Source organism: Orenia metallireducens (assembly GCF_003001995.1).
GTDB lineage: Bacteria > Bacillota > Halanaerobiia > Halobacteroidales > Halobacteroidaceae > Orenia > Orenia metallireducens_B.
The window spans coordinates 1-24,682 of sequence record NZ_PVNB01000018.1 but is presented as its reverse complement, the minus strand read 5'-3'; the positions used below and the strand labels follow the sequence as shown (position 1 = coordinate 24,682).

The 24,682-nt window shown below is 34.0% G+C and carries 27 protein-coding genes; all 27 read right to left on the bottom strand.

Features of this window, described 5'->3' with window-relative positions:
- Window positions 1-305: 305 nt before the first annotated feature.
- The 27 genes from BX659_RS12245 to BX659_RS12115 all read right to left on the bottom strand — a co-directional run bounded on the left by BX659_RS12245 (window position 306) and on the right by BX659_RS12115 (window position 24,232).
- Entirely contained in the window at window positions 306-1,448 is a 1,143-nt protein-coding gene (locus BX659_RS12245; RefSeq protein WP_106231866.1) for an iron-containing alcohol dehydrogenase, read from the bottom strand.
- Between the two features lie 247 nt (window positions 1,449-1,695).
- Complete coding sequence (locus tag BX659_RS12240; RefSeq protein ID WP_106231865.1) at window positions 1,696-2,598, bottom strand: aldo/keto reductase; 903 nt, start codon at window positions 2,596-2,598, stop codon at window positions 1,696-1,698.
- Window positions 2,599-2,927: 329 nt separating this feature from the next.
- Window positions 2,928-3,692, bottom strand: a complete 765-nt coding sequence (murI, locus tag BX659_RS12235) for a glutamate racemase (protein ID WP_106231863.1) — start codon at window positions 3,690-3,692, stop codon at window positions 2,928-2,930.
- A 311-nt stretch (window positions 3,693-4,003) separates the two neighbouring features.
- Window positions 4,004-4,942, bottom strand: a complete 939-nt coding sequence (locus tag BX659_RS12230; protein WP_106231861.1) for a Kae1-like domain-containing protein — start codon at window positions 4,940-4,942, stop codon at window positions 4,004-4,006.
- Window positions 4,943-4,948: 6 nt separating this feature from the next.
- Window positions 4,949-5,383 (bottom strand): transcription antitermination factor NusB, encoded by a 435-nt coding sequence (gene nusB / locus BX659_RS12225; protein WP_106231859.1) that lies wholly within the window; start codon window positions 5,381-5,383, stop codon window positions 4,949-4,951.
- 175 nt (window positions 5,384-5,558) lie between these two features.
- A complete protein-coding gene (locus BX659_RS12220; RefSeq protein WP_253250775.1) occupies window positions 5,559-5,792 on the bottom strand; it encodes a DUF2273 domain-containing protein in 234 nt (77 codons plus the stop codon).
- Window positions 5,793-5,809: 17 nt separating this feature from the next.
- Entirely contained in the window at window positions 5,810-6,352 is a 543-nt protein-coding gene (gene amaP, locus BX659_RS12215) for an alkaline shock response membrane anchor protein AmaP (RefSeq protein WP_097018634.1), read from the bottom strand.
- Window positions 6,353-6,572: 220 nt separating this feature from the next.
- Window positions 6,573-6,992 (bottom strand): Asp23/Gls24 family envelope stress response protein, encoded by a 420-nt coding sequence (locus BX659_RS12210; RefSeq protein WP_097018633.1) that lies wholly within the window; start codon window positions 6,990-6,992, stop codon window positions 6,573-6,575.
- 192 nt (window positions 6,993-7,184) lie between these two features.
- A complete protein-coding gene (accC, locus tag BX659_RS12205) occupies window positions 7,185-8,540 on the bottom strand; it encodes an acetyl-CoA carboxylase biotin carboxylase subunit (protein ID WP_097018632.1) in 1,356 nt (451 codons plus the stop codon).
- Window positions 8,541-8,554: 14 nt separating this feature from the next.
- A complete protein-coding gene (gene accB / locus BX659_RS12200) occupies window positions 8,555-10,414 on the bottom strand; it encodes an acetyl-CoA carboxylase biotin carboxyl carrier protein (RefSeq protein ID WP_097018631.1) in 1,860 nt (619 codons plus the stop codon).
- Window positions 10,415-10,668: 254 nt separating this feature from the next.
- Complete coding sequence (locus BX659_RS12195; RefSeq protein ID WP_097018630.1) at window positions 10,669-11,307, bottom strand: SpoIIIAH-like family protein; 639 nt, start codon at window positions 11,305-11,307, stop codon at window positions 10,669-10,671.
- 8 nt (window positions 11,308-11,315) lie between these two features.
- Window positions 11,316-11,903 (bottom strand): stage III sporulation protein AG, encoded by a 588-nt coding sequence (gene spoIIIAG, locus BX659_RS12190; protein WP_106231857.1) that lies wholly within the window; start codon window positions 11,901-11,903, stop codon window positions 11,316-11,318.
- Between the two features lie 218 nt (window positions 11,904-12,121).
- Complete coding sequence (gene spoIIIAF, locus BX659_RS12185) at window positions 12,122-12,676, bottom strand: stage III sporulation protein AF (RefSeq protein WP_106231855.1); 555 nt, start codon at window positions 12,674-12,676, stop codon at window positions 12,122-12,124.
- 4 nt (window positions 12,677-12,680) lie between these two features.
- Window positions 12,681-13,859: a stage III sporulation protein AE gene (gene spoIIIAE / locus BX659_RS12180; RefSeq protein WP_106231853.1), complete on the bottom strand. Its 1,179-nt coding sequence runs from the start codon at window positions 13,857-13,859 to the stop codon at window positions 12,681-12,683.
- A gap of 12 nt (window positions 13,860-13,871) precedes the next feature.
- The gene (gene spoIIIAD / locus BX659_RS12175) at window positions 13,872-14,261 is read right to left on the bottom strand and encodes a stage III sporulation protein AD (protein WP_253250797.1); all 390 of its coding nucleotides are present in this window, start codon (window positions 14,259-14,261) and stop codon (window positions 13,872-13,874) included.
- A gap of 8 nt (window positions 14,262-14,269) precedes the next feature.
- Complete coding sequence (spoIIIAC, locus tag BX659_RS12170) at window positions 14,270-14,464, bottom strand: stage III sporulation protein AC (RefSeq protein WP_068716357.1); 195 nt, start codon at window positions 14,462-14,464, stop codon at window positions 14,270-14,272.
- A gap of 256 nt (window positions 14,465-14,720) precedes the next feature.
- Window positions 14,721-15,230, bottom strand: coding sequence for a stage III sporulation protein SpoIIIAB (gene spoIIIAB / locus BX659_RS12165; protein WP_106231852.1), 510 nt, complete (start codon window positions 15,228-15,230; stop codon window positions 14,721-14,723).
- Window positions 15,231-15,240: 10 nt separating this feature from the next.
- Window positions 15,241-16,197 carry a stage III sporulation protein AA gene (spoIIIAA, locus tag BX659_RS12160; RefSeq protein WP_106231850.1) on the bottom strand — a complete coding sequence of 319 codons (957 nt, stop codon included), beginning with the start codon at window positions 16,195-16,197 and terminating at the stop codon, window positions 15,241-15,243.
- Between the two features lie 134 nt (window positions 16,198-16,331).
- Window positions 16,332-16,559, bottom strand: coding sequence for a hypothetical protein (locus BX659_RS12155; RefSeq protein ID WP_097019187.1), 228 nt, complete (start codon window positions 16,557-16,559; stop codon window positions 16,332-16,334).
- 190 nt (window positions 16,560-16,749) lie between these two features.
- Window positions 16,750-17,505, bottom strand: a complete 756-nt coding sequence (locus BX659_RS12150; RefSeq protein WP_097019186.1) for a glucose 1-dehydrogenase — start codon at window positions 17,503-17,505, stop codon at window positions 16,750-16,752.
- A gap of 12 nt (window positions 17,506-17,517) precedes the next feature.
- Window positions 17,518-18,333, bottom strand: coding sequence for an NAD(+) diphosphatase (nudC, locus tag BX659_RS12145; protein ID WP_097019185.1), 816 nt, complete (start codon window positions 18,331-18,333; stop codon window positions 17,518-17,520).
- Between the two features lie 511 nt (window positions 18,334-18,844).
- Complete coding sequence (locus BX659_RS12140) at window positions 18,845-20,470, bottom strand: glycoside hydrolase family 13 protein (protein ID WP_106231848.1); 1,626 nt, start codon at window positions 20,468-20,470, stop codon at window positions 18,845-18,847.
- A gap of 95 nt (window positions 20,471-20,565) precedes the next feature.
- Window positions 20,566-21,942 carry an MATE family efflux transporter gene (locus BX659_RS12135; RefSeq protein WP_097019183.1) on the bottom strand — a complete coding sequence of 459 codons (1,377 nt, stop codon included), beginning with the start codon at window positions 21,940-21,942 and terminating at the stop codon, window positions 20,566-20,568.
- Window positions 21,943-21,993: 51 nt separating this feature from the next.
- Window positions 21,994-22,572 carry a TetR/AcrR family transcriptional regulator gene (locus tag BX659_RS12130; RefSeq protein WP_258176141.1) on the bottom strand — a complete coding sequence of 193 codons (579 nt, stop codon included), beginning with the start codon at window positions 22,570-22,572 and terminating at the stop codon, window positions 21,994-21,996.
- A gap of 144 nt (window positions 22,573-22,716) precedes the next feature.
- A complete protein-coding gene (locus tag BX659_RS12125) occupies window positions 22,717-23,199 on the bottom strand; it encodes a GIY-YIG nuclease family protein (RefSeq protein ID WP_106231845.1) in 483 nt (160 codons plus the stop codon).
- A gap of 27 nt (window positions 23,200-23,226) precedes the next feature.
- Complete coding sequence (locus tag BX659_RS12120) at window positions 23,227-23,475, bottom strand: hypothetical protein (protein WP_106231843.1); 249 nt, start codon at window positions 23,473-23,475, stop codon at window positions 23,227-23,229.
- Window positions 23,476-23,500: 25 nt separating this feature from the next.
- Window positions 23,501-24,232, bottom strand: coding sequence for an alpha/beta hydrolase (locus tag BX659_RS12115; RefSeq protein WP_106231842.1), 732 nt, complete (start codon window positions 24,230-24,232; stop codon window positions 23,501-23,503).
- Between the last annotated feature and the right edge of the window lie 450 nt (window positions 24,233-24,682).

Genomic DNA, 24,682 nt, shown 5'->3' with positions numbered 1-24,682 from the left:
TGAATAAATAATAATACATGTCATCTAAATTATTAAAATACCCTACTCTTCTTTTCATTTATAACTAAAACTTTATGAGTAGAGTATTAGATGGCTAGGAGTTAGAAATTTAGGTAGTTAGGTACTTCCTACCCACCTATCTACTTAACACCCAAAGTGTAACTTTATCTCTCACCTTTAATTTACAGGAATAATTTTCATCTGCTCATTTAATATTAATGCCACGAGATTAAATCCCGTGGCTTTAGGTTATTTTAAGTAAAATATTTTATTTTTGAGTCTATTACCTTCTAAGCTTGACTTGATTAATTCCCATAGAAAGAGTCAGTATAAATCTGTTTCATATCTTCAACAGTAGGCTCTTGTGGATTGGTTAATGTACATGGATCTTGATGAGCATTTTTTGACATTCTATCTAGTATATTTTCAAAATCCTTCTCAGTATAATCTAACCAGTCTATTGCTTTAAATGAAGGTACTATATCTAATTTTTTATTTAAATCTCTAACAGAATCTGCTAAACTATCTACACCTAATGCCTTTTCGACTATTTCAAACTTCTCTTTAGCAGCTTCATAGTTAAATTCTATAACATATGGAAGTAATATAGCATTGGCTAACCCATGAGTAACATGTAATTCTCCACCAATTTTATGAGCCAAACTATGTACAATTCCTAAAGATGCATTAGAGAAAGCCATTCCTGCCATTGTAGAAGCATTATGCATCTTCTCTCTAGCTACCATGTCATCACCATTACTAACAGCCTTAGGTAAGTACTCAAATACCATCTCGATTGCTTTTAATGCTAAAGCATCACTATAGTCACTAGCTGCAGTAGATACAAAGGCTTCAACTGCATGTGCCAAAACATCCATTCCAGTATTAGCTGTAATATGTGCTGGCATTGTAGCAGGAATTTTAGGGTCAACGATTGCTATATCTGGTACAATTTCTGGAGATACAATTGGATATTTAATCTTATTTTCTGTATCTGTAATAACAGAGAAAGCTGTAATCTCAGATGCTGTTCCACTAGTAGAAGGAATTGCAATAAATTTAGCCTTATTTCTTAACTTAGGCATAGAAGCTACTTCAATAATATCTTCAAACTCTAAATCTGGATGCTCATAAAATGCCCACATAATCTTAGCAGCATCTAAAGCTGAACCTCCACCTATAGCAATGATCCAATCAGGATTAAAGTCTAACATCTCTTCTTTTCCTTTGATTACAGTCTTAACTGATGGATTAGGCTCTACTCCATCAACTATTTTAGACTCAATACCAGCTTCTTTTAAATAATCTACTGCTTGGTCTAAGAAACCAAATCTCTTCATTGAACTTCCACCTGTAACTAAAACCGCTCTCTCTCCTTCTAATCCTTTCAAAATCTCTAAAGAATTCTCACCAAATTCAATATTTCTTGGAATCAAAAATGTACTCATCTCATCACCCCTAATGTTATTATTTTAACAATTATATTATAACATAAGTGGTAATATAGTGCAATATTATATAAAAAATTAAAAAATATCTGACTTTTCTATCTAATTTAAAGTAACAATCAACTTTATTTATCATTCTTTAATAATTATTATCTTTTAATTGTTAAATATAAGTCAATTTTGCTTCCTGTTTATTGCAATTATAAAACTACCTACTTTCAAATGAAAGTAGGTAGTTTTATAATATTTAAGGTACCTCATGGCCCATTGAACTCTGTAAAATTTCAAACCATTGCTCCCTACTCAGCTCTATTTCCATAGCTGCAACAGCACTTTTGATTCGCTTTATTTTTCCACTTCCTACAATAGGGATTATCTTAGCTGGATGCTCTAATAACCAAGCATACATTACTTGGTCAATCGACTTAGCATTGACTTCTTTAGCTATCTGCTCTAAAGTCTCTCTGACTCTAATAGCTTTTTCATCTTGAGAAGTAAAGACCCTGCCCCCTGCCATTGGCGACCATGCCATTGGAGCAACCCGTTTCTCTTGACAATAATCTAATGTCCCATCCTCTATATTCTCTAGCTCCATTACCGAAAGCTCAATTTGATTAGTTAACAGAGGAAAATCTAAACGAGAGCTCAATAAACTAAATTGATGGGCTTTGAAGTTAGAGACTCCAAAGTTTAACACCTTACCTTCTTCTTTTAACTCTGTAAATACCTCTGCTACTTGATCGGCATCCATAAAAGGATCAGGGCGATGAATCAACAGCAAATCTATATAATCTGTCTTAAAATTTCTTAAAGAATTCTCCACAGATTTTCTAATATGTTCCTTACTGGTATCATAAGATTTAATCTTGTGTTCAGGACGATTTTCAGAGATTAACTTAATTCCACACTTAGTTACTAGCTCAATTTCATCCCTTAGCTTAGGCTTTAGACTTAAAGCCTCTCCCAAAATACCTTCACAGGTATAATTACCATAGATATCTGCATGGTCAAAGGTGGTTATCCCTAACTCTAGACATTCTTCCACCAGCTCTATAATCTCTTCTTTAGACATATCCCAGTCTGCTAAACGCCAATGCCCGTGAACAACTCTTGATATCTCTAATGTATCACTTAACTTGATTCTTTCCATAACTAATCCTCCTTTTAAGTTCAGTAACGAGTAAAACAATAATCATTATCAAATTTCTTCACTCTTTCTACAAATCCTTTGGACTCTTGTGAGAAGAAATAAAGTTTCATGTTTTTGAGAAACTTTATAATCGCTCTGATAAGTAACAGATTTAAACCTGTTGCTCAATATTATAACAAACCAAATACAAAATCTTTAATGATTTCTGTAATATATTATCTCTTGTAAATTTTTCACTTCTTCTATATCTTCCAAATTAGGCTATCCCTACCTAATAATTCTTCAAATTTATCTACACTATATTTATTATCTTCAATTGCAATAACTTCCTATGATTTTAAAATCCCCATATACTTATCTAAAACTACATCTTCACAAACTTTATTACCAGAAAGATAAAAATTAACTTTTCCTTGACTATCAGTATTTATATTAGAGTATCTTTCTTCTATGCTCCTTTTTAAGTGCTTTACTGTAGCCAAATTACCATCAATTATATCTATATGAGCAGGAAGTATCTCTCTAAAGAAGCTTTTATAAAAAGGAAAATGAGTACACCCCAGCACAATTGTCCCATAAGCATTCAGATTATAGGGTGCAAATTTATCTTTTAAATATCTAGTTATTATCTCTTCATCAAATACAAAATTTTCAGCAAATTCTACTAACTCTGGTAACGGCAATGAATCAACAATATCTTTAGAATCTAATCTAGAAACCAACTTTTGATATTTCTCTTCTTTTAACGTCAAAGGAGTAGCCAGTACTAAAACCCTCTTACCATCACAATTTTCTACAGCTGGTTTAACAGCCGGCTCCATTCCTATAATAGGAATATTATATTGTTGTCGTAGATCTTTTATTGCAATACTAGTGGCTGTATTACAAGCTATTAATACTGCTTTAACTCCTTGCTTGATAATAAAATCAACTGCATTAAAAATATAATTTTTTACTTCATTTTTAGGCTTAATGCCATAAGGAACATTTTCAGTATCAGCATAGTAGATATACTCATGATTAGGCAATATTTTCAAAGCCTCTTTCAATACTGTAAGTCCACCTATTCCAGAATCTAAAAAGCCTATTTTCACCATCTCACCTCCAAAACAATTAGGGATAGTTTACTTATAAATATTTATTTTTAAAAAGTAATCAAAACCTCAGGTTCCGCCTAAGGGCGGGTTACATTTTTCCTTGATGAAAAAGTAACCAAAAAATCAAGAAAAAAATTCAACTCACTCAGCAACCAACATCTATTGAATTAGAGAAATATAGTACTTCTAATTCAAAGATTCTGCAACTATTTTTATCCCTTGAAAATACTTGCTTCATTCAAACAGAAATTTTTTTCGGTTTGAAAATCTTTTAATTCTCAATTTTAAAGTGTGTCACAATAAGTCCATTAATCATCACTTTTTAGCCCCATTGCAGCAACACCCACTGCGTTATCACTACTCCATTTAGGGTCAGCAAAGTATAGTTTAGCACCTACAGCAGGATGTTCTAAACGTTTCTTTAATCTCTCTCTGATGTACTGATTGGCTGCTACACCACCAACGATTAAGATATCTTTGCTTTTCTCTTCAACAATTGCTTTCTTTAAAACCTTCTCCAAAGAATTGGCTATACACTGCTGCACAGCTAAAGCTATATCTGCTGAAGCTTTAGCAGTTTTAATCAATCTCATCGCTGCTGATGCTGGTCCAGAGAAGCTCATCTGATAGCCTTGTATTGAAGATGGAATACTGACCTTGCCTAATTCACCTTTAGTAGCCAAACTTTCTAGCTGGGGTCCTGCTGGAAAGGATAACCCTAGTGCTACACCAACTCTATCTATGAATTGACCAGCATGTAAATCTTGAGAAGCTCCCAACTCTGTAATATCAAAATGATTATTACTCTGTTCTACCTTCAGTACCTCTGAAGTTCCCCCAGATAGATGAACAGCCAAAAAATTATGTAGATTTATCTTTGCAGACCATAAACCCGCCATCAGATGCCCCTCCTGATGGGAAGTCTTAATCAAGGGTATGTTTAAAACACTTGCTAGAGCCTTAGCATGTCCAAAGCCTACTTTAAAGACTGGCATATAAGAGCCTTCTTGGGGGCAAGGCTTAGTGCTGACTATTATCTTAGTCAACTTATCCTTGCTAGCTTCTGCAACCTCAGCAATCAAAGCTGGTAGCTGCTCCACATGCTGAAATAGAGCCTCTGATTGGCGTAAGCCCCTCTCCCCTAAGTCAACCTTTAGCCTCTCTCGCTTCTGCTTAACTAATTTACCTTCTAGAGTCATTAAAGCAACTGAAGTTGTATAATTACTGGTATCTATCCCTAAAATCAACTTTAATTACTCCTCCTCTTTTATCTCCAAATCTAAAGCATCGACCAATTTTCCTAAAATGCCATTGATGAAGTTAGCCGACTTCTCATCACTAAAACTCTTAGCTAACTCTACTGCTTCATTAATAGAGACTGCTACTGGAATATCCTGTCTAAATAGAATCTCATACATGGCTAATCTGATAATATTTCTATCTACCTTACCCATTCTATCTACTTTCCAATCGACAACATTCTGATCAATTGTATTATCTAGCTCTTCTAACTTCTCATAAGTACCTTCTAGTAACTCCAATAAAAAACTCTCTTCTAACATCAATTCAGGCTGTTCAGACTTTAAAACCTCTAGATTCTCCTCCAAACTCTCTTGATTGATATCCATCTGGTATAATAACTGTACTGCTACTTCTCTTGCTTCATGCCTGTTTAATTCCCTAGTCATATTATTTCCTCCCCAAATTATGGTTAAGCTTAAGTCTAAGATTAAAATCAAGGCTAAGCTTAAGACTTAGACTTGAGCTTATAATCAGACTTAAACTCAACTTCTCATTTAAAAAACCACCCATGACTTAATTAGGTGGTAAATTATTAATTAATTTTAATAGTCTCAACAATAATTATTCATTATTTGGTAGAATATCATTAATCAAATCTTTGAAGTCCTGTTTATTATCATAACGCATCCCCAGATAATATCCAATAACTACACAGATAATAATAAAGATTGACAAGATAATACCAAAGTTAATAATTAATAAAGCAATCACAAAACCAAGTAGAATTCCTAAAATTCTACCTTTATAATCAGTTAAGAGGTTTAAAAGTTCCATTAGATCATTCTTATTAATCACTATTAAACACCTCTCTTTTAGTCTAATCTTGCTCTTTCTTCTCTTTTAATCTCTTTAATTAGAATCTGTACTTTCGATATCTTAACCCCTGTAGACTCACTTACTCTAGCCTTTAATATCTCTTGTAAGCGCTCTGACAGCTCAGGAATAATAGTCCTACTATCAACAACAAAATTTAAATAGACATGTACTCCATCCTCTTTGACCTTGATCTTAGATTGTATGTCCTTAGCATTGGACTCTTCTTTAACTATGTCATGGACCAAGCTATTGATAGCATCTAAAGAGATATTTACATCACCGAATTCATTTCTAGCAACTATAGCCTGCTTTACCTTCTTTTTTCTAAAGAATAGCTGTAAAATTCTGATAGAGATTAAAAACAAGACCGCCCCTACAACTATCCCCTCTATTCCTACAGTATATTTTTGATAATTTTCAAAGTTAGCAATTAAGAACTTAATATCCAATATACCTGAGTAAAGACCAATTAGCAAGATAGAAAGAATCATAGTAATGAAATCAATCAGCAATATTAATAATTTGTCAATAACTGTCATCTTTAAACTCCTCTCTAAAGTAGCAGTTTTTAGTAACAATATTTAAAGAATAATAACTTTCAGGTTGGAACCTATTATGTATAATCATACCCAGATCTAAAATATATTAGAAGTATTAGCTTAATGTTTTTAACAAATATTATAATGTTTATTTTTATAAAAAATCACCAGAAATATAAGAGAAGCTAACCCTTTAAACAAGAGCTAGCTTTTCTAGTGCTTATCTTACTCTAGGAACTTCTACTTCTTCTGTTTCCTCTTCTTCAACTTCTTCTTCCTCTTCTGCTTCTTCATCTTCAAAACTGATACCTTGAACATGAACATTAACCTCTACTACATCTAAACCAGTCATGCTTTCAATCGATCTCTTGACATTCTCTTGAATCTCTCGAGAAACTTCAGGTATCTTTACTCCATATTTCATGATTGTATATAAATCTACAGCAGCTTCAGTCTCTCCGACCTCCACCCTAACACCTTTAGATAAATTGTTCTTTCTTAATATATCTGCAATTCCACCAGCTATACCACCACTCATTCCTGCTACTCCCTCAATTTCAGTAGCAGCCAAACCAGCAATGATCCCTACAACTTCATTAGCAATCTTAATGCTTCCTACACCATTTTCAACTTCGCTCATATTTGCCCCTCCTTGTCTTTATTAAAACCTAATACATCCAACTATATAACCAGATTATCTGGCTAGAATATATTCTAGCCAATATACCTAATTTAATAAAGCAATTTAGTATAAGTCACTATATATTGTTCATTTATTATAATATCTATACTGAAGTCTAGAGGCATTTAATAATTACGAAATCTCCTAAAACTAATTATCTTCTGGTTTCATGATATGTTCAGCAATAAACCCTGTATCAAATTGACCTTTAATAAAGTGTTCATTATTTAAAACCTCTTGATGGAATGGAATTGTAGTCTTAATTCCATCAATTTCATACTCCTGTAGAGCTCTTAGCATTCTCTTACGAGCTTCTTCTCTATCTTTACCAAAGGTAATTAACTTAGCAACCATAGAATCATAGTAAGGAGGTATCATATATTCAGGATAAGCACAACTATCAACTCTTACCCCAATTCCACCAGGAACTAAATACTCAGTTATCTTTCCTGGAGAAGGTCTAAAGTCTTTACTAGGATCTTCAGCATTGATTCGACATTCAATAGACGCACCTTCTATTATAATATCCTCTTGAGAATAACCTAATTCTTCACCTTGAGCAATTCTAATCTGTTCACCAACAATATCTATCCCTGTTACCATCTCAGTTACAGGATGCTCTACTTGAACACGAGTATTCATTTCAATAAAATAGAAGTCATTATTCTTATCTAATAACATCTCAACTGTACCAGCATTGTAATAACCTACAGCCTTGGCAGCCTTAACAGCAGCATCTCCCATTCTCTGTCTTAGTTCAGGGTCAATAGCTGGAGATGGTGCTTCTTCAATTACCTTCTGATGACGACGTTGAATAGAACAGTCACGTTCACCTAAATGAACTACATTACCATGTTCATCAGCTAAGATCTGGAATTCAATGTGGCGTGGATTTTGAACATACTTTTCTAAATAAACTTCAGCATTTCCAAAAGCAGCCTTTGCTTCAGAACTTGCTGTTTGAATAGCCTTAACTAATTCTGATTCATTGTTGGCTACTCTCATCCCACGACCTCCACCACCAAAGGAAGCCTTAACAATAACTGGATAGCCAATCTCTTTTGCTATTTCAACAGCTTGATCAGCATCTTCAATAGCTCCTTCAGTACCAGGAACAACTGGCACTCCAGCATTGATCATAGTTTCACGAGCTATAGATTTATCTCCCATCTTGTTAATATGCTCAGGAGAAGGTCCAATAAATTTAAAACCACACTCTTCACAAACCTCTGCAAAATGAGCATTCTCTGACAAGAATCCATAACCTGGATGAATAGCATCAGCATGAGAAATTTCAGCCACACTGATTAAACTAGGAATATCTAAATAACTCTTATTTGAGGCAGCTGGACCAATACAGTAAGCCTCATCTGCATACTTTACATGTAATGAATCTCTATCAGCCTCTGAATAGACTGCCACAGATTTAATACCAAGATCTCGACAAGCTCTAATAATTCTTAATGCAATCTCTCCACGGTTAGCTATAAGTATCTTCTTAAACATCATATCCAACTCCCTTATACTCGCTCAACTATAAATAAAGGTTGACCATATTCGATTGGTTCTCCATCTTCTACTAAAATATCTACAACCTTACATTTAAATTCTGCTTCAATCTCATTCATCAGCTTCATTGCTTCAATGATACATAAAGTATCTCCTGCATTAATAACATCACCAACTTTAACAAATGCAGCTGCATCTGGAGCAGGTGATGTATAGAAAGTTCCTACCATTGGAGCCTCTATCTTCTCTCCATCTACAACAGGTTTTTCTTCAGCCTTTGGCTGAGCAGCTGGTGCTTGAGCTGTAGAATTAGATTTTACCTCTTCCACAATTGGAGCTGGTGCAGCTACCGCTGAAGCTTCTTGAGCTACTACTTTTCCTCCCTTTCTGATACTGATCTTTGTTCCATCACTTTCTAGATTGATCTCCGAGATATCAGTTTCATTTAAAATCTGTACTAATTCTTTAATGTCTTTTAATTCCATGTCTTCTTCCTCCCTATTAATTTCTGGTTCAGTTTCTCCAAAGATATCTTTCTCTTTCTTTCTCTCTTTTAAGAATTTTAATCCCACTTGTGGGAATAAAGCATAGGATAAGTAGTCTTCTTCTTTTTCTGCATAGCGTGTAACTTCGTCTTTTATATTATCCAACATTGGCTCTAATAAATCAGCAGGACGACAAGTAATTGGTTCTTCGTCACCAATTGCTCTCTTTTGAACCTCTGGATTGATCTCTGCTGGAGGTCTACCATAATATCCTTTAATGTATGATTTAATCTCATCAGGAATTACTTTATATCTTTCCCCTAATAAGATATTCAATACTGCTTGAGTTCCTACAATTTGACTGGTTGGTGTTACCAGTGGAGGAAACCCTAAGTCTTCTCTTACCTTTGGTATCTCCTCTAATACATCATGGATTCTATCTAAAGCCTCTTGCTTCTCTAATTGAGATACTAGATTAGATATCATTCCACCTGGTACTTGATGTGAGAATGTTTGCATGTCAGTAATCCTAGTAACTCCTCTAGGGAAGCCTTTTTGTCTTCTTACTCTTTCCCAATAACTATCTATTTCGAATAATAAATCTAAATTTAAATCAGTATCATAGTCAGTCTCTCTTAAAATAGCTGCCATAGTCTCAACTGGCGGCTGAGAAGAACCAAAAGCCAAAGATGCAGTAGCTGTATCAACGATATCTACACCTGCTTCAATACCTTTCAAATAGGTTGGAATCGCCATACCTCCAATATAATGACTATGTAATTCAATTGGAAGATCAATCTTCTCTTTAATTGCTGAAACTAAGTTATGAGCACGGTAAGGTGTTAATAACCCTGCCATATCCTTAATACATAAAGAATCTGCTCCCATATCCCTTAATGTCATTGCAGTTTCTACATAATGTCCAATAGTATGAACAGGACTAACAGTATATGCAACTGTAGCTTGTGCATGCTTTCCAGTCTCCTTAACAGCACTCATTGCTGTTTCGATATTTCTTACGTCGTTAAGAGCATCAAAGATTCTAAAAATATCTATTCCATTCTCCGCTGCTTTATCAACAAATGCTCTAACAACATCATCAGGATAATGTTTATACCCTACTACATTCTGCCCCCTCAATAACATCTGTAATGGAGTCTTGCGGATATAGCTATTTAATAGCCTAAGCCTCTCCCATGGGTCTTCATTTAGATAGCGCATACAGACATCAAAAGTAGCTCCGCCCCAAACTTCCATAGCATTATAGCCAACTTCATCCATCTTACCGATAATTGGTAACATATCTTCAGTTCTCATCCTTGTTGCCCACAATGATTGATGAGCATCTCTTAAAGTTGTATCGGTAATTCTCACTCTTCTCTTCATTCTTCTCCCTCCTAAATACTCATTCTATTATTTCTATATTTACAATTTAACTCCTTGTTAAGCGTTAAATTTATCGGCAATTACTAGCAAAAAGATTAATTTAATCTTCATTTCAAACCTTAACATAAAAACAATTTACTCATTAGTGAATTACTGGACTTAATTACAGAAAGACTCAGGTTAACGAACAAATATAACCTGAGCACTGTTAATCTTATTTAGTTATTATACCTTCTTTCATATATTTTGTCAATTCATTCAGGTTTTTTCTCAATGATAGTTATATTCTGTAAATTGATATTGGTGCTATTTTTAATAATATCACCAAGCTTTGCTACATCCTCCTTCTTTAATGCTTCTGTGCAGATAATTAGCTCTATAGACTTGTCATGGATAAAGGCAATTCCATCCTGATAACCTCTTGCTCTAACCAAGCTTTCAATCTCCATCTCTTTCTCTATATTATTCGTCAAAGTCAATAAACGTTCCTGTGCTTTAGACTTTAAATTCTTATCAGAATTAGGATTATTTATCATCTCTCTTAGCAGATTTATCTGTTCACTACGAGCTTGATCCCTATCAATTCTATATTCTACAAAAAAGTCCTTGCCTTTATTCTTAGTATCCTTATCACCTTTGGATAAGTTAATTACCTCTTTAGCTGTTACATCATTTAAGATTGGCTCTTCACTGATAATTTCAGTATCTGACTCCTTTACATCCTCTATGGCTACGTAGCCTTCCTGTGAAGATATATCTGCTAGATGATTATCAGATACTGAACTACGATGAATCACTACCGCTGTTACCATTCCCACCCATAACATCAATACTAAAAACCAACCTGCCCTTCTCTTCAACTCTTGATCAGTTATCATTCCAACTATCTTCATTAAAATCACTACCTTTCTTTTGATAATATAACTATCTTATAGCTAGGTACTCCTAAACCTATCTTAATTGCCCTTAATAATTTTGCCTTAATATATGAATTCCCAGCACCCTCTGCCACCACCAATACCCCTCTAATTTGGGGTTTGACCTCCTTTTTTATCAAAGGAAGCTGCTCACCACTATTATTAAGTAATACTACTTCAGTCCTATTATCATATTGGATCGTCTTACGATTTCCTCCAGAGTTATCCTCTTCTAAACTCTCTTGTTTAGAATCTTGATAATCTCTAGCATAAGTATACTCTGAACCAGAATCCAAAGTTATATCTACATCAACCTTTCCAACACCTTCAATTTGAGATAACATCTTCTGTAATTTAAGTTCTATACTCTCCTCCAAATTTGAAGTACTCGTATTTATTGAGCTTGCTTTCCTGCTAGCTAATGACTTTTTTGACTTGGAGGTAGAGACATCTTTGCCAAAGTCACCTAATAGCATTAAAAAGACACCTGCTAAGACCAATATCACCAAATATCTGATAAACTTAAATTGTGATTTATTGAAAAAACCCTCTTTTCCAAAAATATTATCCATATAAGTCCTCCTCTCTTATATGATTTAATCTATTTTACAATTTTTATATGAATATTAGTTGGTTAATGGAAATATTGCGACATTTTCGCTACTAGCTTCTAGCCTCTATCTTCTGGCTATTAGAACTATAAGTTCTTAGCTAGTAGCCAGTGGCTAGGAGCTAATAAAAAGTGTCGTAATATCTCTATATAGTATCACTTTTAAAATAATAGAAAGCATTAATTCAAGTCTACTGTAATCTGCTCAATATCAATCCCATAAAAATTAGCTATCAGCTCTTTTAATTCTGTTATCTGATTATCCCCATTATCTTGAGATGGATTATTTTTTGATAAATCTACACTAACCTCTTTAACTCTATTATCCCTTCCTCTAATAGATACTCCTTGGAGCCGACTATTAGAATCAAAATCTACCTCAACCTCAACATCTTCTAAATCTGAATTCAACTTGATTAAAGCTTCAATCTGCCTGTTTAATCTTCTTTTATAATCCTCTGCTATAACTTGATTATCTTCCTTTAATCGCTCTCCTTCTTGAACTATCTCTTCAAAGGATGGTTTACTATAATTAAATATATTAAAAAAGCTCAAAAAATTTGACTGATAATTTATTAAATTAATTATTGGGTTCAATATTACTAGGATAATAAACAGCCCAATCACCATATTGACTTCTCTTTTAGTATTATTATTTGGTAATAACATCTCAATAAAGTTAGCAAAGATAATTACTAGTACTATATTTCTAATCCAGCCTGTTAGAAAATCCATTCTATCACCTCATCATTACTGTAAAATTGGCTGCTCCTACCATGATAATTATCACTACAAAGAACATTACCCCTACAATGGCTACCGATGCAAAGACATACAATAGGTTATTGGCTAATCTATTGAGACAATCAACTATCTTATCATCACTGATAGGTTGAATCAGCGCTGCTGCCAATCTATAAATAAAAACCAAAGCTAAAATCTTAATCACAGAGAAGGAGCAGAATACAATAATAATAAATACACTAAAGACTCCCAAAGCATTCTTAATTAATAATGAGCCACCTATCACCATATCTAAAGTACTCGATAAAAAACCTCCCACTACTGGGATAAAGCTACCTGTTAAATATTTGGCAGTACGAATAGTAACCCCATCACTTACAGTAGCAATAGTCCCTTGGGCTACAATAGTTCCTAAAAAGATTGTTGTAATTAATCCTAGTATACTAGCAACCCCCTTCTTAAATAACCCTGCCAGCCCTGTCACCTTAAAGTTATCAGAGAGATTATTTACTATATCTAAAATAGTAGCTAAGAAGATCAAGGGAAAGAGGATATTGATGATAAAGGTACTTAAACTATTGACTATCAAGAAACTGATTGGATGAAATAAGGCTGCTGAGGTTACATTTCCCATACTAACCAGTAAAGACAATAATATTGGCAGTATTGCCTGCATAATATCTACCATATCCCTAATAGTATCTTTACCAATTCCTATAGCAACTTTAAAGGAATTCAGAGCTATAATCACTAAAACCAGATATACTATCCCATTTGCTAGATTATTAACCTGAGCTGAATCGTTTGACTGAAAGGTCTTTAAAACAGCTACCATCATAGCTAGGACTATTAATTGACCTAAGAGCTTACTATTTGCCCAAATTTCATCTAAGAAGTACTTCAATATCCCTTTACTAATCTCTATTATCTTGATTCTAAAGCCATCTTTACTGAATAATTTAATAATATCCTTAACACTTATCTGAGGAAGGTACTCTTCTACCTCTTTATTCAATTTTTCAACCTCTTTATCTAACTCTGATAGATTCAACTTCTCTAGTTGCTTCTCTATAATCTCTCCTGGTTGAATTGACAAGTCCTGCTCTGAATTATTAGCATCTACAGGTGGCGAGATTAGAGTCAGTATAAATATCAGTATTAGTAGCTTCTTCATATTATCACGCCTTTATGGTAAGAGTTGCATTACTGATTCTAAAATAGCTAACATAATGGGAATACCTAAAATCATAATAAAAATTCTACCAGCCAGTTGTATCTTCATAGCTATATTATGCTGCCCTGTATCTTCACAGATCTTATAAGCAAACTCAGTTATGTATGAAATAGCTATCACCTTTAAAATTGTTTTGAAATAAATTAAATCTATATTGGCTTTCGTTGCTAGATTCTCCATTACATCAATAATTACTGCTATCCTGCTTAGCAGTAAGAGTAGAATAATCAGTCCCACCACTATACTTAAGAGCAAAGATAATTCAGGCTTATATTGCTTGATTACTACAGCTAAAATGGTACCGATGATGCCTATACCTACAATCTGGATTATCTCCACCATATCCCCTCCTAAAATCCAAAGATACTACGAACATTAGTAAATAATTGATTTATCAGCTGAATAATCACCATCAGTACAATTATTACCCCAACTAAAGTCAACATCTGGGCTTGCTCTTCCTTCTCTGCCTGCTTTAATACCATATTGAAGACTGAGATTAAAATTCCTAAACCTGCAATCTTAAAGACTAAATCTATATCCATTTTCCAACCTCCTACCTTAATAGTTGACAGTGGCTTACACGAAGAGTCATATTTTTCGACTCGTAGGTACAGTTGACGATGGTTTACTTGAAGAGTCATATTTTCAGACTCGTAAGGACAGTTAAGTTCAAAATCATTAAACCTATATAACATAAAACCTTATAATAGTAAATTATTAATCTTAGTACTATAATCAATAACTTAATTTAATCCTTTTATTTACTCATAACTTATTACCCGTCACTCGTTACTGCTTTTAAAATATCAATATTGCAAGAAACACCCCTACTAATACCCCCAAATATCTCCACAACTTGACCTTCTCCTCCTTCTCAGTGAAGGCTTGTTGATATAGAGCATCTAGCTTATGCTGGGCTAGATTCATATACTTGACTTGGTCATCGATACTTGTCTGCCCTAAATTATAACCAAAGTCTAGCAGAACATCTATATCCTCTGATACCAAAGCTGTTTGATTATAGGTAGCATTAACTGCTCTATGCCAAGCCTCTTCTGCTATCATTCCAGAATCCAACTCTTCTTGTGCAACCTGAAAGATTGTTGAAATCGGTGCTGATAAGCTAGTAGCCAATTTAGCAAAGGCATCAGGTAAGGGGGTAACACCATAGCTTATCTCAGTTTCTAACATCTGTAAAGCAGTCTGTAGCTCCCTTAACTGTTTGGGTCTTAAAAGATATTGCTCAGCTATAATAAATCCAATTGTTGTACTACTACTAATGATAATTAATGCACCCAATAGTTTCATTTCCGTCCCCCTATATCTTAATAATCTTCTCTACTGTACCTGCTCCCTGCCGATGACTTAGAATGATTATCCTTTGAAAGGTATTAGTATTTATAATCTCTTTTAAGCTTGGTCTTAATTTCAACTCATCTAAGCTACTACCATGAACAGTAGTAATGATTCTCACCCCTGCATTGATAGCTTCCTGTAATGCTTTAACATCCTCTTCTGACCCAATTTCGTCGGTAACAATCACATCAGGGGACATGGATCTGATTAATAACATCATCCCTTCAGCCTTGGGGCATCTATCCAACAAATCTGTCCTTACTCCCAATCTATTCTGAGCTACCCCCTGATATGCCCCTCCAATCTCAGAACGTTCATCAACCACCCCTACTTTCAAGCCATTGAATTTTAAAGTAGGAATCCCATCACTTAGCTGACGAGTTAAATCCCTAATCAAAGTAGTCTTACCACAACGAGGTGGAGAGATAATTAAAGTATTGTAAATATCATTTCTTCCTCTCACTATCTCTTTAACCACCTTATCACCTGCACCGATAATTTCTTGACAAATCCTAATATTCAAGCCTGAAATATGCTTAATCCTCTTAATCCCCTGCTCATCAGCAATGACTTGACCGACTAAGCCTACCCGATGCCCTCCTGTCAAGGTGAAAAATCCTGCTTTAATCTCACCTTCTAAAGTAAAGAGGGAGCTTCTAGTCATTAAATTTAAGGTATCCTTAATATCCTTTATAGTTACTAAATATCCTTGCTTAATATCTTTAATCCTATAGCCTCTACTATCGACTATCAATTCCCCTCGCCGCCTCTCTAAGATTAAAGGGTTTCCTACCCTTAACCTTATCTCTATCAAATCATCTATTTGGTTATCATCTATATGATTAATTATCCTTCTAAGCTCAGGAGCTAGTACAGGCAAGATACCCTGTTTTAAGATTCTATTCATTTTATTTTCCATAGATACCACCTCTACCTAACTATATTAATACCATGGTAAAAATATGCAATAAAAAGAAAAAAGCCAAACAGAAAATCTGCTCGACTTGAAAAAATAATCTATATTATAATGATATTTATTAAATCAAAGATAGATTATCCACCATATATAAATAAGAGTATAGCTCCTACTATTAATAATAGAGCAATCAATAAACCACCTATGGCTGAATCTTCAAAAGAGCCCATAAACAAATCTAGGATTGCTATTAAGAGATTTTTAGAAAAACTTTCTTCCTTATAATCTTGAAAACTCCATTGAAAGAGCTTAATCCCCGCAATTATCAGCAAAAGACATAAAATAATCCTAGGTAATAATGACATCTTTACCTTCTCCTATTCTGTGATGAGTGATAAGCAGTCAGTGACAAGTGACCAGTAACCAGTAAAATTTCTCTCTCCTTGCTAGTTAATCATCACTTGTTACCGTCCTCTTACTATAATAACCCTTAGTTGAGTACAAAATAATATAAAGAAAAAAGGACACGATTTCTCGTACCCTTACTCAATTTTATTAAAAATATATCATCTTTTTAGTTATTCCACCATCAATCACAAAGTTTTGTCCTGTAATAAACTCTGCCTTATCTGATAATAGATATTCCACCATTGAGGCAATATCTTGGGGAGTACCTACTCTTCCAGCTGGATGCTGTAGATGGTCTTCTTTTGATAGCTTCTCCTGCTTTCTTTCACTCTTCTTTTGATAATTAGAGACATCTATCCAACCTGGACTGATACAGTTTACCCTAATAACAGGTCCCAAGCTCATTGCTAGAGAATGGGTCAGAGCATAGATACCACCTTTACTAGCACTATAGGCTTCTGTATTTGACTCAGACATAAAGGCTCTTGTAGAAGCCATGTTGATAATAACGCCCTGATTATTACGAAAATATGGTCTAAAGTATTTAGTAATCAAGAAGATACTACTCAAGTTAACTCCAACTACTCGATTCCACTCCTCAAAGCTTAGTTCCATAATAGCCTTATTGATAGCAATAGCAGCATTATTAATAATATAATCTATCTTCTTAAACCTTTCTACTACTTTCCTTGCTGCATCAATTACTTTATCTTCTTTAGCCACATCACAGTTAATAGCTAGAATATTCTCTTTAAACTCTTGATTATCTTCAATAAAATCAGCAATCGCTTCTGCATCATTATCTAAAACTACAACACTACACCCTTTTTTTAATAAGTGAAGAGCTATCACAGAACCAATCCCCTGTGCTCCACCTGTTATAATCGCAGTTTTACCCTTCATCTTAGCCCCCTATTAACTATTATTCTCTATAAAGCAGTCAATCAGTCTTCTTGCAATACTGACCCTCTCTGGAATTTGAGGAAGGCTGTTAACATCAAACCACCTTGCATCTGCAATCTCTTCATCATCAATCACTATCTCCCCACTAGCATACTCGGCAGTATAGGCTACCATCAAAGAATCTGGAAAAGGCCAAGGTTGACTACCAAAATATTCAATATTTTTAACCTCTATTCCTACCTCTTCTTTAACCTCTCTTCTAACACACTCCTCTAGAGTCTCACCTGGCTCTACAAAACCAGCAATCACACTATATAATTTATTGGAAAATCTATATGAGTTAGCTAATAAAATCTCATTATCTTTAGTAATAGCTACTATGATAGCTGGTGATATCCGAGGAAAGATTATCTGATTACATTCACTACAAATTTTAGCCTTCTCCCTCTTTAAATTCTCTGTAGGGCCCCCACACCTACCACAATATTGGCTATCATAAGACCAATTGATAAATTGATGTGCATAGCCGATTAATTTGAATGAATCTTCACCTATTACTCCATAGAGTTCCCTAATTCCATAAAAAGATAAACAGTTAAGTAATTTATTCGGGGATTCAAGCAATCCTACATAACAGGATACTCCATCTAAAGTGCCAAGAAACTCTGTGACAATAGGATTTAAATTATCTACAAATCTATTATTGATAAGTGGGACAGCAGGGATATCATTATTAAATTTAAGTAAAATTTGATTCTCACTAAATAAGAGCCAATAAGCTGAGTCTGATTTATTAGATATGGGTGTTGTTGACGATTTGAATTCCATATAATATCTTCCTTCCTTTAATTACAATTATAATTATTAAGCTATCTTAATAACTTCTCCACTCCTTGATAATCACCTTGCTACCTCTTTAATTAAAATGAAGTAGCTGATTAAACTTTAATGTATTAAGAGTTAGTGAGGATGTTGCAACAGTTATACTTTGAAAAGTAATTCAAACTATAAAAATCTCTTTTGGGAAAGCTTACCAGCTTTTTTCCCGAGTTAATCTTAGCATTGCCCTAAAAGTAACCAAAAGGTCTAGAAAAGAATTATAACTCACTACGCAATCCAAATAATATGAATTAGTAATTATTATACTCTCTAATTAAAAATTCATTGTACTCTAAAGTTCATCTCAATTTTTGCTATGTTCAAACAATAATTCTTTTCGCCTTTAAAGAACTTAACTGTCAACTAAGACGCGAAAGTGTAGTAATATCTATAAATAATATTATTTTGCTATAAACTAATAAAATAGCTCCTAATTAGGAGCTATTTTAACTTAATACTTCTATTTATTAATCATATATACTCTTGCTTCCCAAGGCTTAAATAGATTATTTTGCGATAATGATTCTGGTTGCTTAACATAATTACCTATAACCAGATTCCAATCTTGATTAATCTCATCTATTCTATACTCCACACTATCACCTGAAATATTTAATAAGATTAGAAATTCTCTTTCTTCATCTGTTCTAGTATAAGCCAATATATGAGAATCTTCTTCTCCATAAAGCTTAAAGTCTCCACGCTTTAAGGCATTATTATCTTTGTGTAAGGCTATCAGCTCTTTATAATAATTTAAGATAGAATCAGCTTCTTGATTCTCTTCTTCTACATTAATACTCTTATAATTAGGATTTACCTTAATCCAAGGCTCTCCAGTAGTAAATCCTCCATGCTCTTGGCTGTTCCATTGCATTGGAGTCCTTGCATTATCTCTATTACGTTGAAGAAAATATTCTAAAGCTTTCTCTTCACTCTTACCAGATTTAAGTGCCCACTCATACCTCTTCTTACTTGCTTGGTCTTGATAGTCATCGATATCATCAAATCTAACGTTAGTCATCCCTATCTCTTCACCTTGATAGAGATATGGTGTTCCCCACATAGTCAATTCTAATGTAGCAAATAACTTAGCTGACTCTTTTCGATAATCTTGATCATCACCAAAGACTGATACATGGCGAGGCAGATCATGGTTACTAAAGAAGACTGTATCCCATCCTTTAGGGCTTAAAGAATCATACCACTTCTTAAAATAATCCCTTAAGATTGGTGCATCAAGCTTCTTCGTAAGTACATGACCAAAGTGGAATACCATATCAAGCTCATTCCTATCCTGATCTACATAAAGCCTTGAAGATTCTGGAGTAGTACCACCAGTCTCACCAACGGTCATTACATCATGATTAATTAATACCTTCTCGTAAAGCTCTTGTAAATACTGATGAGTCTCTTCAGTATTACGATAGTTTCTCTTACTCCATCTTTTTTCAGGTTCAAGAGCATCTGGTAGCCCCTCTGGCTTTCCGATATGGTGAATTGCATCTAGACGAAAAGCATCTATTCCCTTATCTATCCACCACTGAACAATCTCATACATCTCTTCTCTAAGCTTAGGATTACTCCAGTTCAAATCAGGTTGCTTATAATAGAAGTGATGTAAATAATATTCTTCACTACTTTCATCAAAAGTCCAAGCTGAATCCTCAAAATAAGATTCCCAATTATTAGGCTCCTTAGACCAGATGTAATAATCCCTCTTAGGACTATCCTTAGAAGAACGAGCCTCAATAAACCATGGGTGCTCATCGGAGCTATGGTTTAAAACCAAATCCATCATGACTTTAATATTACGTTTGTGGCACTCCTCAATCAAAAGTTCAATATCATCCATAAACCCAAATTCCTTCATAACATCTCTATAATCAGATACATCATAACCATTATCATAATTTGGAGAGGAACAGAAAGGACTTATCCAGATAACATCTACACCCAGCTTTTCTATATAATCCAGCTTAGCAGTTACCCCTGCTATATCTCCCACTCCATCGCCATTAGAATCAAAAAAACTTCTAGTATATATCTGATAAACAACTACATCCTTAAACCAATCTGATTTTGTCATATTTCTACCTCCAATTGAATTGATAGTGAACAGTTGACTATTGACAGTGTACAGTTATGTTGGACCTAAGCAACTAACATTATCAACTGCTTTTCTTATGCTACTTCTTTATTATCCTTAACTAATGCTAGCCATACTTTAAAGGGATTTTCTTCATAATAAAATCTCATCAGATTGATTCCACCTCTAATTCCTTCATCTAAGATTAGAGTAAGATACATTCCCATTAGCCCTAAGGAGAGACCAAAAATCATCAACGGCGATAAAGAGACTACAAAGATAGTCCCAAATATCTGTGAATATAGCATCCACTTGGTATCACCAGTACCTCTAATGGCATGACCCATCACTACATTAAATACCTGTAAATTGATATGTAGTCCTGATAAGCGGAGTAATGGTACTGCTCTAGCAATTACACTAGGATCTGAAGTAAAGACACCTGCAAGAAACTCGGGAAATATCAAGAAGATTAACCCAAAAACCAAAGTAACTACTACAGATAACCTCTGACAATAAAAACCTATATCCCTTGCTTGCTCAAAATCTTCGTTACCCCAATACTGACCGACCTTGGTCATTGCGGCCTTAGCAAAACCAAGATAAATAAATAATGCCAGAGATTGAATCCCCGCTACCAGTGAATAAATCCCTATAGTCATCCCATCAATCTGATTTAATAAGCGTACTATTACCAACTGCCCTACATTCCATAAAAGAGATTCAAGTCCACTAGGAATCCCTATATTTAAGGTCTCTTTATATAAATTCCAGTTTGGTTTTAACAAAGCCCTTTTAGAGAACTTAAAAGGTAGATCACTATACACTATAACAGCTATAAAGATTCCCACAGCTGCTATAATATTAGATATCATAGTAGCTAAAGCTGCCCCTTCTAAACCCAAAGCTGGTAAACCAAACTTACCATAAATCATCACCCAATCTAAAAAGAGATTACTTAAACTCTTGACAACTCCAAAGACCATAATAGGTCGGGTAATGCCTACACCTTGGAAGATAGATGCTGCTGAAACCTCAATTCCTAAAAAGACTAATGAGACTGCTAAAATTCTTACATAAGTAACTGAATCCTGAAGTATCTGCCCTTCTGCTCCAAAAAGTGAGAATATCCATCTCCCACCTAAAGCCCATATTAAGAAGAGTCCTATTGAAAATAATGTAGAAAAGAAGAACGACGATTCCCCTAAACGCTGAACCTTACTATAATCCTTTCTCCCATAATTCTGAGCCACCAAAACTGTCAATCCTGTTGCTGCAGAAAAGAAGAAGAAGTTTAGAGCACTGTAAGGAATCAAGACATTCCCAATTGCAGCTAGATACCGTGACTCAAGATTTCCTAAAAAGGCTCTATCGATCATAATCTGAAAATGCATTACTATATTCTGAATTATAATCGGTAAAGCTATAGCTAAAATCACCTTTAATCTACTTATATTCTTATTCTCTTTCATCATAACCCTCCGTTCATACCTACCAGTCGGTATGTTTTTAAGATAAAAAAATTACACTTTCAACCTTATCCAATAATTATCAAATAATCTCTTGAACATATTCTGATCTTTTTTAATACCTGGATTGACAAAGTTTAAATATGATAGTTGCTGCAATAACGCATCTAACTCGAAGGATAAGATCTCTGGATCTAAATCTTGGCGAATCTCTCCTCTTTCTTGTGCCTTTTTAAAAGCAGCAGTCAAAATACCAATCTTTAGCTTATCAGATTCATCTATTGCCCTTTGAAACTCTGGATACTTCCGAGTAGCTTCATATAAAAAGTTATAGTAATGTAAAATCGCATCATCATTATCAGAACCTACCAAGTCTTGAATGTACTTTTTCTTCTCTTTAAGAGATTCAAAACCTCTCCAAATCAGAGCTTTTATATCTAACTCTATATTTTGTAGCCATTCAGGTATTCCATTTGGAGTGAAATAATCTTCTAAAACCTGATAGTATAAGTCCTCTTTACTATCAAAATAATGATAGATGCCACCTTTGGTCAACCCCGATTCTTTAGCAATAGAATTTAGGGAAGTCCCCTGATATCCCTTTCGAATAAATAGTTTGAAAGCTGTATTAATTATCTTCTCTTTACTATCGATTCCAATCTCCCTCCTTTAAATTAGATCCAATATTATATATAATAGTCTATATAATTATAACCAAATTAACATAAAAATCAAGAAAATCCATAAAAAATTTAATAGAGCAGCTTCTTAAATAGATTATAGTTCTAACTTAGACAGCTCTATTACTTTTTGATTTGCTAAATTTTCCTTTAATTTTTTATAAAAATCATTAAAGCCTAGTATATTTTCAAAATAAAATAAATGTGCTGGGCAGTCACAATCACTTGACCCAAAGCCTGAAAAAGGGATAGAGCTACTCTCTAAACTTTCTAGTAGTTGTGCCCACTTATGTTCATACCTTTCTCTACCATAAGCATACCAAATTTCAATAAGCTCTGTCTCCTTTCTTAAATAATCGATATGCCAATAGAGCTTCTTATACTTTTTATTATGCCTTCTAACCCTTGAATGTACCCCGCCTGACCCAAAAGCACTCCCTACATAAACATAGTAGCCTTTTTCAATATCAAAGTAACCTAATTTACCAACTTTAACCTTTTGAACCTCTTTAGCTTCTAGAATCAAGATATATGTTCCAGGCTCTGCTGTGATTGTCCGCTTAATCTTGCGCCATGACATTATCTTCCTCTCCTTATAATATATAATCTATTTCTTAACCTTAGCACGATATTTTAAAAATACAACTACTATAATTAACATATTTAAAATTTTATCATACTCTGCTGGCAAATAAATAAGTAACAACACCGATAAGACAACCACTAAAATATTCAATAGAACTTTAAAGATTATAATCTTCTTATTTTGCCCCTTCTCTTCTAATCTTATATATTCAGCTATAGCTACAAAGGGTAATAAAGGAATTAAAACTAGTAACGGTACAAAAGCCTCCATAACATATCAAACTCCTCTTTAAAAATCATCTTAAATAATTATTAAAAAAGTCTATTACCTGTTTATACACATCCTGATGAAATTCTTGATTAATGATATCAAAGCCATGACCTTCTCCTTCTAAGATATATAGCTCCACTTGATTAGTAAATTTCTTTAAAGCATTATATAATAATTCACTTTGCAAAAGAGGAACCTCAATATCTGCCTCTCCATGAACCATCAAAAAAGGAGGTACTTCTAGGCTTATATAATTAATTGGATTCGCCTCTGTTATCTCTAATAAATCTCTCATTCCATAAAAATCACAGACTGCCTGTACCTTGCTTGAATATTCTAGATACTCACCTACATCAAAACCTCTAAAATCCCCTGCTGTGCCTAATAAAGATGCCAAATGCCCCCCAATTGAACGTCCCCAAACTCCAATTTTCTCAGGATTAAAACCATAATTGTCTCCATTAGCCCTAAGCCACCTAACAGCAGCTTTACAGTCTTCAATCTGAGCTGGGAACTCTGCTTCATTATATAATCGATAGTCTATTATTGCAACAGCATATCCATTCTCAATCAGTGGTCTAGACACACTATAAACCTCTTCATAACCATTATTGCTACCTATTTCCCACTCTCCTCCATGGAGATAAATTACTAAAGGAGGCTTCTCACCAGCTAACTGAGGTACATAGATATCTAACACTAAAGACCTTCCATTAACATTACAATATTCAAGGTTAGTAAATTTATTGACTCCCATATAAAATCCCTCCAGATAATAGATATCACAGATAATTGCCACATCTTAACATATTCTACAAAATAAAGAGGTTTACCTTCTTTATTTGAAAAATAGAGTAAAAGTAGCCTCACCCCTTAAATATATATGTAATCTAAAATAAAAAAATCTTTAATCTTAGCAACTTATAATAGTATATAGCTAACCTCGCGATATTAAATCTTATTAAAAATTACAGTTATGTTGCAGTCATTCTTAACTTCTCGTTATACCATCTTTATAAATACACTATTTCATCTGCAAACTCTTCTGGTTAATATAATATGTCAGTTTAATTTTTTCTCTCTACCTACGATTTTCAAAATATAATTTCAATAATAGAGTAGGACCAGCCTCACAGCTGGGACCTCTCTTCAAACTGCACGTACGGTTTTCCCGTATACAGCTTTCCTTTATTGTTGCTCCATTCCA

Excerpts from the sequence above, each read along its gene's own strand:
- spoIIIAG (WP_106231857.1), bottom strand. The coding sequence starts at position 11,903 with ATGGATAATATTTTTGGAAAAGAGGGTTTTTTCAATAAATCACAATTT.
- BX659_RS12155 (WP_097019187.1), bottom strand. The coding sequence starts at position 16,559 with ATGTCATTATTACCTAGGATTATTTTATGTCTTTTGCTGATAATTGCG.
- spoIIIAE (WP_106231853.1), bottom strand. The coding sequence starts at position 13,859 with ATGAAGAAGCTACTAATACTGATATTTATACTGACTCTAATCTCGCCA.
- nusB (WP_106231859.1), bottom strand. The coding sequence starts at position 5,383 with ATGACTAGGGAATTAAACAGGCATGAAGCAAGAGAAGTAGCAGTACAG.
- spoIIIAB (WP_106231852.1), bottom strand. The coding sequence starts at position 15,230 with ATGAAACTATTGGGTGCATTAATTATCATTAGTAGTAGTACAACAATT.
- spoIIIAC (WP_068716357.1), bottom strand. The coding sequence starts at position 14,464 with ATGGATATAGATTTAGTCTTTAAGATTGCAGGTTTAGGAATTTTAATC.
- BX659_RS12195 (WP_097018630.1), bottom strand. The coding sequence starts at position 11,307 with ATGAAGATAGTTGGAATGATAACTGATCAAGAGTTGAAGAGAAGGGCA.
- BX659_RS12125 (WP_106231845.1), bottom strand. The coding sequence starts at position 23,199 with ATGTCATGGCGCAAGATTAAGCGGACAATCACAGCAGAGCCTGGAACA.
- BX659_RS12150 (WP_097019186.1), bottom strand. The coding sequence starts at position 17,505 with ATGAAGGGTAAAACTGCGATTATAACAGGTGGAGCACAGGGGATTGGT.
- amaP (WP_097018634.1), bottom strand. The coding sequence starts at position 6,352 with ATGACAGTTATTGACAAATTATTAATATTGCTGATTGATTTCATTACT.
- BX659_RS12210 (WP_097018633.1), bottom strand. The coding sequence starts at position 6,992 with ATGAGCGAAGTTGAAAATGGTGTAGGAAGCATTAAGATTGCTAATGAA.
- BX659_RS12115 (WP_106231842.1), bottom strand. The coding sequence starts at position 24,232 with ATGGGAGTCAATAAATTTACTAACCTTGAATATTGTAATGTTAATGGA.
- spoIIIAA (WP_106231850.1), bottom strand. The coding sequence starts at position 16,197 with ATGGAAAATAAAATGAATAGAATCTTAAAACAGGGTATCTTGCCTGTA.
- accC (WP_097018632.1), bottom strand. The coding sequence starts at position 8,540 with ATGTTTAAGAAGATACTTATAGCTAACCGTGGAGAGATTGCATTAAGA.
- BX659_RS12140 (WP_106231848.1), bottom strand. The coding sequence starts at position 20,470 with ATGACAAAATCAGATTGGTTTAAGGATGTAGTTGTTTATCAGATATAT.
- BX659_RS12245 (WP_106231866.1), bottom strand. The coding sequence starts at position 1,448 with ATGAGTACATTTTTGATTCCAAGAAATATTGAATTTGGTGAGAATTCT.
- accB (WP_097018631.1), bottom strand. The coding sequence starts at position 10,414 with ATGAAGAGAAGAGTGAGAATTACCGATACAACTTTAAGAGATGCTCAT.
- BX659_RS12120 (WP_106231843.1), bottom strand. The coding sequence starts at position 23,475 with ATGGAGGCTTTTGTACCGTTACTAGTTTTAATTCCTTTATTACCCTTT.
- BX659_RS12135 (WP_097019183.1), bottom strand. The coding sequence starts at position 21,942 with ATGAAAGAGAATAAGAATATAAGTAGATTAAAGGTGATTTTAGCTATA.
- nudC (WP_097019185.1), bottom strand. The coding sequence starts at position 18,333 with ATGGAATTCAAATCGTCAACAACACCCATATCTAATAAATCAGACTCA.
- spoIIIAF (WP_106231855.1), bottom strand. The coding sequence starts at position 12,676 with ATGGATTTTCTAACAGGCTGGATTAGAAATATAGTACTAGTAATTATC.
- BX659_RS12240 (WP_106231865.1), bottom strand. The coding sequence starts at position 2,598 with ATGGAAAGAATCAAGTTAAGTGATACATTAGAGATATCAAGAGTTGTT.
- spoIIIAD (WP_253250797.1), bottom strand. The coding sequence starts at position 14,261 with ATGGTGGAGATAATCCAGATTGTAGGTATAGGCATCATCGGTACCATT.